The organism is Rhizobacter sp. P3_C12, assembly GCF_056402735.1.
Map to the genome: position 1 here is coordinate 1 of NZ_JBFUGW010000282.1, position 7,586 is coordinate 7,586.

The 7,586-nt window shown below is 60.3% G+C and carries 8 protein-coding genes and 2 pseudogenes; 4 read left to right on the forward strand and 6 right to left on the reverse strand.

Annotation, left to right across the window (positions count from 1 at the left end; translation table 11 throughout):
• Nucleotides 1-190, forward strand: a pseudogene (locus AC1DXV_RS28325) (antibiotic biosynthesis monooxygenase); the annotation flags it as partial.
• A gap of 983 nt (nucleotides 191-1,173) precedes the next feature.
• On the opposite strand, the gene soxR reads toward AC1DXV_RS28325, so the two are convergent.
• The gene (gene soxR, locus AC1DXV_RS28330) at nucleotides 1,174-1,650 is read right to left on the reverse strand and encodes a redox-sensitive transcriptional activator SoxR (protein WP_477936739.1); all 477 of its coding nucleotides are present in this window, start codon (nucleotides 1,648-1,650) and stop codon (nucleotides 1,174-1,176) included.
• A gap of 72 nt (nucleotides 1,651-1,722) precedes the next feature.
• On the opposite strand from soxR, the gene AC1DXV_RS28335 reads away from it, so the two are divergent.
• Nucleotides 1,723-2,043 (forward strand): antibiotic biosynthesis monooxygenase family protein, encoded by a 321-nt coding sequence (locus AC1DXV_RS28335; RefSeq protein ID WP_477936741.1) that lies wholly within the window; start codon nucleotides 1,723-1,725, stop codon nucleotides 2,041-2,043.
• A gap of 387 nt (nucleotides 2,044-2,430) precedes the next feature.
• Nucleotides 2,431-3,441, forward strand: a complete 1,011-nt coding sequence (locus AC1DXV_RS28340) for a hypothetical protein (protein ID WP_477866372.1) — start codon at nucleotides 2,431-2,433, stop codon at nucleotides 3,439-3,441.
• Nucleotides 3,442-4,884: 1,443 nt separating this feature from the next.
• On the opposite strand, the gene AC1DXV_RS28345 is transcribed toward AC1DXV_RS28340, so the two are convergent.
• The gene (locus tag AC1DXV_RS28345; RefSeq protein WP_477866374.1) at nucleotides 4,885-5,157 is read right to left on the reverse strand and encodes a hypothetical protein; all 273 of its coding nucleotides are present in this window, start codon (nucleotides 5,155-5,157) and stop codon (nucleotides 4,885-4,887) included.
• A 147-nt stretch (nucleotides 5,158-5,304) separates the two neighbouring features.
• On the opposite strand from AC1DXV_RS28345, the gene AC1DXV_RS28350 reads away from it, so the two are divergent.
• Entirely contained in the window at nucleotides 5,305-6,015 is a 711-nt protein-coding gene (locus tag AC1DXV_RS28350; RefSeq protein ID WP_477866376.1) for a hypothetical protein, read from the forward strand.
• Between the two features lie 44 nt (nucleotides 6,016-6,059).
• On the opposite strand, the gene AC1DXV_RS28355 is transcribed toward AC1DXV_RS28350, so the two are convergent.
• From AC1DXV_RS28355 to AC1DXV_RS28370, 4 genes and pseudogenes are all read right to left on the reverse strand, one after another.
• On the reverse strand, nucleotides 6,060-6,785 hold the full coding sequence (locus AC1DXV_RS28355; RefSeq protein WP_477866378.1) for an SOS response-associated peptidase: 726 nt from the start codon (nucleotides 6,783-6,785) through the stop codon (nucleotides 6,060-6,062).
• Entirely contained in the window at nucleotides 6,757-7,143 is a 387-nt protein-coding gene (locus AC1DXV_RS28360; protein ID WP_477866380.1) for a hypothetical protein, read from the reverse strand. Before AC1DXV_RS28360 ends, AC1DXV_RS28355 begins: the two co-directional genes overlap by 29 nt.
• Nucleotide 7,144: 1 nt before the next feature.
• Nucleotides 7,145-7,336 (reverse strand): hypothetical protein, encoded by a 192-nt coding sequence (locus AC1DXV_RS28365; RefSeq protein WP_477866382.1) that lies wholly within the window; start codon nucleotides 7,334-7,336, stop codon nucleotides 7,145-7,147.
• Nucleotides 7,337-7,402: 66 nt separating this feature from the next.
• Nucleotides 7,403-7,586: pseudogene (locus tag AC1DXV_RS28370) on the reverse strand (DNA adenine methylase); the annotation flags it as partial.

Consider the following 7,586-nt stretch of genomic DNA (forward strand, 5'->3'; position numbering starts at 1 on the left):
GACACAGACCGAGGGGCCGGGTGAGTTCAACGTCGTCACCATCGTCGAATGGGCCAGCGCAGAAGCGATGGCACGGGCCAAGGCGACCATGCATGCGCACTATGCAAGCGAGGGCTTCGACCCGCCAGCCTTCATGAAGAGTCTCGGCGTGCGCGGCGACCTGTCGGTCTACAGCAGGGCGCGTGGCTAACCTCGGCGTTGGGTGGCGGCTGCTCCGGCCGCGTCCAGATGTCTGCACTAGTCCTGAAGCGGTCGATCGATTCGGGCTGCCCGGCTTCCGGGAGCGCCCTCGACAACACACTTGCCTCAACGGATTTGCAATCTGCCACAGCCCAATGAATTCAATGAGTTGGAAGATCGCTACCAAAAACGCTGCTCTGCGCCGAATGAAATGGCAAACCACTGCGCCCCTTGCCATGCAACCGACTGCAGTACGCACCAAGAAGCCCCGCAGCGGCTGGTCGGGCTCCCTCATTGAGGTGTGTTTCACTGGCGCTGACGAGCAGGCATCATGCACCTCATCCACCCCAAGGTGACTGTCCAGGGGCGTAGCCTTTCGAGGCCGACGAACGATCGCTTCGTGCCGGTTCAGTCCTTCGCTGCAGGCACGTAGCGGGCGCGACTGACCCTACTGGACGCCGACTCTGAAACGCCTGGGCATTCGCCCAGCTGGGGCACAGCGTTGAAATGTTTTGCGGATCTACTCGAAGTGGATCGAGACTGACCAGGCCGACCGCGAGGTCAGTGCCTTCGAAGACTGGCTGAGCAGCACCGACGGCGGGCGGTCCGATCCGTCGGACGCCAGGGGCTGAAACGGGATTCTTCCCCGGAAATGAAATAGGAGCCTCGCGGCTCCTATGAAATTCGGTGGGGTGGCTGATGGGACTCGAACCCACGACGACAGGAATCACAATCTTGGGAGAGAAGCGAGCGTTGGCGCAGTCGCGCAGCTCAATCGCGGGAAATATTTTGGCCCTCCAAGCCGCTCCAGCGCTCGCACACAGCAGCGCCTTTCCCATGCCAATGCGTTGCTCCATGCCTGGGTCCAACGATAGCCAGCGGGCGTCCCCGACATCCGCTGGCAACAATCGGCCCACTTGCGGTCATACCAACATCACCCTCAGTCAGCTGCTCCACACCGCTCGATGACGTGCTGTGCGACACGCTGGCGGATCACTCCCTGGCGGGCTTGACGAGCAGGCGCTGAGCGCCCGGCCCCTGCGCGGCCAGCTTGTCGAACGGGTTGCGCAGCCGGCAGCGATCGATCGAAAGGCAGCCGCAGCCGATGCAGTCGTCAAGCGTGTCGCGCAACTTCTTCAGCTGCGCGATGCGCTCATCGAGCTCTACGCGCCAGGTGCTGGACAGCCGCGCCCAGTCCTCTCGGTTCGGCGTGCGGCTCGCGGGCAAGGTGYCGAGCGCCGCGGCAATGTCCGCCAGCTGGATGCCCACGCGCTGCGCCACRCGGATGAAGGCGACGCGGCGCAACACGTCGCGYGCGTACCGGCGCTGGTTGCCGGCACTGCGCCGGCTGGCRATGAGCCCCTTCGCCTCGTAGAAATGCAGCGTCGACACCGCCACGCCGCTGCGCCGCGCCACCTCGCCCACGCTCAGGCTGAGCGCGATTCCGGCTGCTTCCAAAGGATGATTCATGTGCACCTCTTGACCTCGACTTTAGTTGAGGTTCTAGAGTCCGCTCACCAGCTTCATTGAAAGGTTCAACGYATGTCCACCTCGCTGTTCCGCGTCGACAAGTTCRCGGTTCCGTCCGCCTCGCTGAGCGCCTTCCTCGCGCGCGTGCACAACGTCGATGGCCTRCTTGCCAGGCAGCCAGGCTGCCGGCAGAACCTCGTGCTGACACAGACCGAGGGGCCGGGTGAGTTCAACGTCGTCACCATCGTCGAATGGGCCAGCGCAGAAGCGATGGCACGGGCCAAGGCGACCATGCATGCGCACTATGTAAGCGAGGGCTTCGACCCGCCGGCTTTCATGAAGAGTCTCGGCGTGCGCGGCGACCTGTCGGTCTACAGCAGGGCGCGTGGCTAACCTCGGCGTTTGGTGGCGGCTGCTCCGGCCGCTTGACTACACGTTGAGCGTGAGCCTTGCGGCGGCAATCTCGGCAGGTCGATGTCGACTCAGGGTCGAGAGGAGCCGAGCAGCTGCCGCGTCCAGACGTTTGCACTAGTCCTGAAGCGGTCGATCGATTCGGACTGCGCGGCTTCCGGGAGCTCCTTCGACAACACACTTGCCTCAACGGATTTGCAAGCCACCAAACACCAAGAATTCGACAGCTTGCGCGTTCGCCACCAAACGGACTGCCGCATGCCATACACGATGGCCGAAGCACATTCCTGCTACCACGCGGGAATGAGACCCCCTTCCGAAGATCGGCCCCCCCCTCTAGAATGCCGAACATCCGCTCAGGGGGACATCATGCCGATGATCGTCGTCTACATCTGGAAGCAGTCCAAGCGCCTCCCGCAAGGGCACTCGGCGATGAAGATCGAGGACAAAGGATCATCCGAATACTTTTCGTGGTGGCCCTCACATGAGGGCCGAGCAACGCCGCCCTCATATGGACCCAACGCAAAGACAGTGCGTGTCCCAAAAGTGGGAGTGGCGAATGCGGAGCGCCAAGCGCGCGATATGAAGACCTACAAGGTCAGCAATTTTCCGGACGAGCGGCGATATTTCGACGTCAAATCCGACAAGGTAATGCTGCAATCCGGAGCGCTGCCGAAACACGCCACTTTCAAGTTCTACTTTCGCAGCAACCTGAACGTAGAGAAAGCCAGAGAGACGTGGGAGAACCTCTTAGCAGGGGATACGCAATATATCCCGACTCAATACACTTGCCATGAGCCGGTAGCCGAAGCACTGATTCAGGCATTCGCCGGCTATGTAAAGATTAACGCCGCCGGCCGGGTTGCAGAAAACAGCTTAAAGAAATATATCACCGCATGCAAGGGTGAATTGGATCAAACAAGAACGAACCAAAAACCTTGGACCGTTGGAAAGATGGCGCAATTCTGCTTGCTGATTGCAAACACAATTGACAATGGCCCACTCACCCAAGACTCGAAAGCAATCATTCGCCACAACGACTTTACCGACGAAACACTTTCGAAGCATGACTACGCCCCCGGTCAGGTAGAGTTTCATATTGACGGAAGAGGCCATATGATTTTTGCCTCCGATGGCGAGTATGTACATATTAATCCACGCATGTCTTCCGAGCATTTTCGGTCCGATGCACTTGATGATGCATCACATTTCGAATCTGGAGCAAGCACTAGCGGCAGCGATTCCGATAGGATCATCGACATCAACCCGCTTGCGATTTCGGCCAAATATCAACCAATGACCCCCTCTACGCCGTCCTCTGCTTCTACGTCCTCTTCCGCCTCCTCGTCATCCTCCGCCTCTTCGTCATCCTCTTCCTAGTTTCATTTGCTAGGGGCCCTTGTACCTACGGAAGTTCGGCGCCAACGGCGCAGACGCACAAGCCCTCCCGACAGCCGTGCCAGTCTGCACGTCAGTATCCAGCCTGAGCCGCTCGATGCCCGAGCCACCGAGCGGCRCATCCGGAGGCCAATTTTCCGTGCAATCGCAGTGAGCGCAGGTTGTTGTACTAAATATTGAGGACGCAGCGCGTCGCAAGTTGCAATCTGGGCCTGATTTGATGGCAATATCGGCACCATCTTCTTGGTCGCACCGCGAGTGATCCAAAACAGCGTTCCAATTTCACCCATATTCCCAAGGAGTGATTAGATTGAGTACGGACGAGACCAAGATTGGCGCACTTGCGAGCGCACTTGCGACACTTGGCGCAAATAATGGGCCGAGGGACACACAGTCACTCGGGTTAGCATCACTATGGAAAAGGCCTGAAGCACGAGGCCTGTACTACAACGGCAAGGTCATAAAGCTTGATGGCTACAAGTTCATCGAGTGTCGCTTTGACAACTGCGTACTCCAGGTCAACTCAGACAACTTTGAGTTAGTGCAGTGTGTTATTGATGCATCCACTCGGATTGAATACTCAAATGGTTTATCGAAGATAATAAAGCTGTTTCTCGGGCGCTACCACTGGACCTTGCAATTCTTTCCTGCATACTTTCTACCAACCAAGAACCCTGATGGCTCCGAAACCATCTCTGACTAGGGGCGCAGAGAATGACGGACCCAAGCAACCACTTTAAAGCATCTGCATCATTTGCAGTTCATCCCGTCCGAAGTCAAGTTGTTCTCGTCGGCTTGACAGTGACGGCGATCTTTGCCCTTCTTGTCGGAGGTTCGCTGCTCGCTATGGACAAGGCAAGTGGATGGCCGTTTGTTGTGATTGCGACCTTGCTTTGCGCCTCGATTGTTTGGTGCTGGCGGCAGTCGCACAGAGATACAGACCTAGCCCAAGCTCATCCGACGAAACTGGTGCGATCCGATGGCGCAAATTTGTCCACAGACAGTCGTCTACTCACCACGCCAGAGGGCGTACGAGCAGTCGCACAGATGCTAGATGCGCTGGTTCTTCATCATCCACTTCCGGAGCCTAGCGGATTAGTCGGACCGGGGGCGGTTCCAATACCAAACTCCAAAGCTCAAGCCGTTAAATTAGTCGACCGGATCAATGCCGACAATCAAATATCGCACAACCAGAGGATATCGTTCCTACACGGGCAATTGACCCCCACCTCGGTTACCCAGGAACCAGACGACGGCAGAAGCCTGCCATCAGACGCGACGAGAGATATTGGCACCCTCAATGCTCTTATCGGCGCRGTGCCACCACCCTACTCTTCAGGGAATAATTCACCTTAACCTGCAGAAGATCGCCCGAACAGTTTTGAGTCGTCAATGAGACGGTACGTCATACCAAGTATTCAGGCCTCAGCCGCTACTTCCACCTTTGCGTGTTTGGACGCTGTCGCGGGTGAAGTCCAGCAGCCACCTCTCGGTCATCTCAACCGCGCGCAGTTGGATAGCCGCCTTCGGATTGGGTTCGAACGCATCGCGCAGCAGCTTCAGCTCCTTGAGTGCCGCCTGTTCGAACAGCGGTTTCGGAACGGAGACCTGGACCATTGCTGCGATCAGCGCCTTCATTGCCATGATCTCTCCGTGAAGGTACTTGGTGACGTCGCCTGCTTCGTCGAGCTGCCCCATGCTGTGGTCTCCTGAAATGCGTTGAACGTGAGCAGCCTACGCTCGAACCCCCATCTGCAGCGCCCTGACATGCCCTCTCGTCAGCAGCCTCGTCCCGTCGTAGAGTTCGCCCGAACCGCGCACCGCCCCCGTAGTACTGGAGAGATCATGTCGACTGCCCTGAACAAAGCCGCCTGGGTCGACCGTGTGTTCACCAAGCTAAGCAAGCTGGACCCCAATGCCACGATCGAACAGCTGCAGACCGTCGCACAGGATTCGTTCGCCGCCGCCGATACGGGCACGCCGGAGGCCTGGGCCGAGCGATATTTCCGGACGCAGGCCGACGCAGGCACCGTCGATCGCCAATGGCGCCTTGCCTTCTGGGAGCGTGCGTTCGAGCTCGAGCCCAGGCTCAGCCTGATGGAGGCGTGGGATCTGTGGGAGACCGCAGCCGCCGACCCCGTCCAGAATGTGCGCACCGCTCAGCAAGCCGCCGAGCACTTGATGGGCATGAAGCTGCCGCCGATGACTGACGGCAGCGGCGCGGCGCCAGCCCTTCCCCGCGAGAACCTCGTGATCAGTGTGGCGGGCGCATCGCCCGAGCAGATCGAGCGGGCGCATGCCGCTGTTCACGCGATGTTCGAAGCGGCCGAGGTGACGCCCACATTCGCGGCCCGATCTGCGCACAAGCTGGAAAGCTGGGACCACGCCGGTTTTCCTCCTGAGCAGTTGCCCTCCAATGCAGAGTTCGACGCCGCACAGCTGTGGTTCGGCGTTGCTGATTGCGTCATAGACACCATCTTCGGGTCGGAGCGACCCGCCAACGCCTCATCCCTGGTCGAGTTCTTCCTGCCTCCCGCGGATCGGTTGCTCCACTAGGCAGTCGACATGGTGCCCCGCTCTCCCCGTGGGAACAACGACGCCTAGAACAAGTCTCCTTGCTGATCAGGCGCAACCGCAGGTGGCGCCTTCGGTCTCGCAGGCCGCTCGACCTTCGGCATCGGTGTCGCCTTGATCTTCTCCGCGGGCCACTGCCGAATCACCTGCTCAGCCTCGGACGGCGCCCCGAACAGCCAGGCCTGCTGGTCCTGCGGCTCCAGCACCGCAACCATGCGCTTCTCCGGATCGTCGGCGTCAGGCTTGTGCATGCGCTTCATGATCGGGTGATCGTCCGCGTTGATGGTGATCATCGTGTACGTGTCGAAGACCTGGCCGGTGGTCTTGTCGATCCAGCTGTTCCATAGCCCGGCCATGCCAAGCGGCCTGCCGTCGGCGCTCTCGAACCGCCAGCTCACGTGCGAGCCTGTTTCATAGCAGGGCTCGTAGAAGTTCCGGATTGGAATCACGCAGCGCTGCCCCGCCAGCCACACCGGCTTGAACGTGCGGCTGACCCGCACCTTGTCTTCCCAGCGTGCGTTGTTCGTCGAGTACGGGTAGGTGTCGATGTCCGGCCAGTTCGTTGGCACGAGCTGCCAACGCCCGACGGCGTAGATGAGGCCGCCGGTCGCGTGGTCCGCGCGCAGGAACTGGCCCTGCTTCTTCGGCCCCACGTGGTGGCCTTCGAAGAATCGCAATGGAGGCATCGGTCCGCTCACGTCCCAGTAGTCCCAAACTTCCTGCTCAGTTGGCGAGGTGTACAGGTTGCACATCCTCGAACTCTAGCGCCGCGGCGCGCGCAGCCGGTGCAACCACCCTCACCCACCACGCCTGGTCGAACCACTCGGAGTTGCGGCTCGACCTGATCGACTGAAGCTCCTGCCGCCCCTTGATCAGCATGCCGTGCGGATTGATGCGGACCACCCGCGCCCGATCCAGCGGCGGCAAGACCCAACTGAGGGCCCCAGGACGACGCAGGCCGGCCAACAGCGGCGGATTGCGATCCCGCGGATCTCGACCAGGCCGATCCGGAGTGAGGTTCAGCAGGCCTCGGTGAGGCTCAACGAACTTAAGGCTCCCCCGCTCGAGGCGCTGACCTCGCTTGTACATCTCCACCACGTCGACCAGCATTTCATTCGGGCAGCACGGGGCGCAGCCAGGCGACGGCCGCTTCTTCGGGAGGCATGGCGCGTAGCCGCTCGTCCCGCCAGAGGTCGAGCGCCACGTCGTCCAGCCGCTGCGGATCGACCGTCGGCCACTGCGCCTGCAGCCGCGCCGAGACGCGATGCAGCCAGGTGCTTGGCAGGAAAGACGGGTGATCCATGGCAGAAATATACTGTACGTTCATACAGTCCTCAAGGGCGCATTGCACGCCCTTTGGCCTGGTGGATCAGAACAGCCCGGCCGGGTCTTGCTGCGGATCCCAGGACCAGATGACTAGCTCGCGCCGGTCGACCGCCTTGCCGCCGCCGCCCACTGTGTAGGCGATGTCCAGCGACTCCATGTGCATGCCCTCGAAGCAGCGCCGGATGTCCGGGTGGTCGTTGATGCTCATCATCGCCTTGCCCTTCAGG

Excerpts from the sequence above, each read along its gene's own strand:
- AC1DXV_RS28345 (WP_477866374.1), bottom strand. The coding sequence starts at position 5,157 with ATGGGGCAGCTCGACGAAGCAGGCGACGTCACCAAGTACCTTCACGGA.
- AC1DXV_RS28355 (WP_477866378.1), bottom strand. The coding sequence starts at position 6,785 with ATGTGCAACCTGTACACCTCGCCAACTGAGCAGGAAGTTTGGGACTAC.
- AC1DXV_RS28340 (WP_477866372.1), top strand. The coding sequence starts at position 2,431 with ATGCCGATGATCGTCGTCTACATCTGGAAGCAGTCCAAGCGCCTCCCG.
- AC1DXV_RS28350 (WP_477866376.1), top strand. The coding sequence starts at position 5,305 with ATGTCGACTGCCCTGAACAAAGCCGCCTGGGTCGACCGTGTGTTCACC.
- AC1DXV_RS28365 (WP_477866382.1), bottom strand. The coding sequence starts at position 7,336 with ATGGATCACCCGTCTTTCCTGCCAAGCACCTGGCTGCATCGCGTCTCG.
- AC1DXV_RS28360 (WP_477866380.1), bottom strand. The coding sequence starts at position 7,143 with ATGCTGGTCGACGTGGTGGAGATGTACAAGCGAGGTCAGCGCCTCGAG.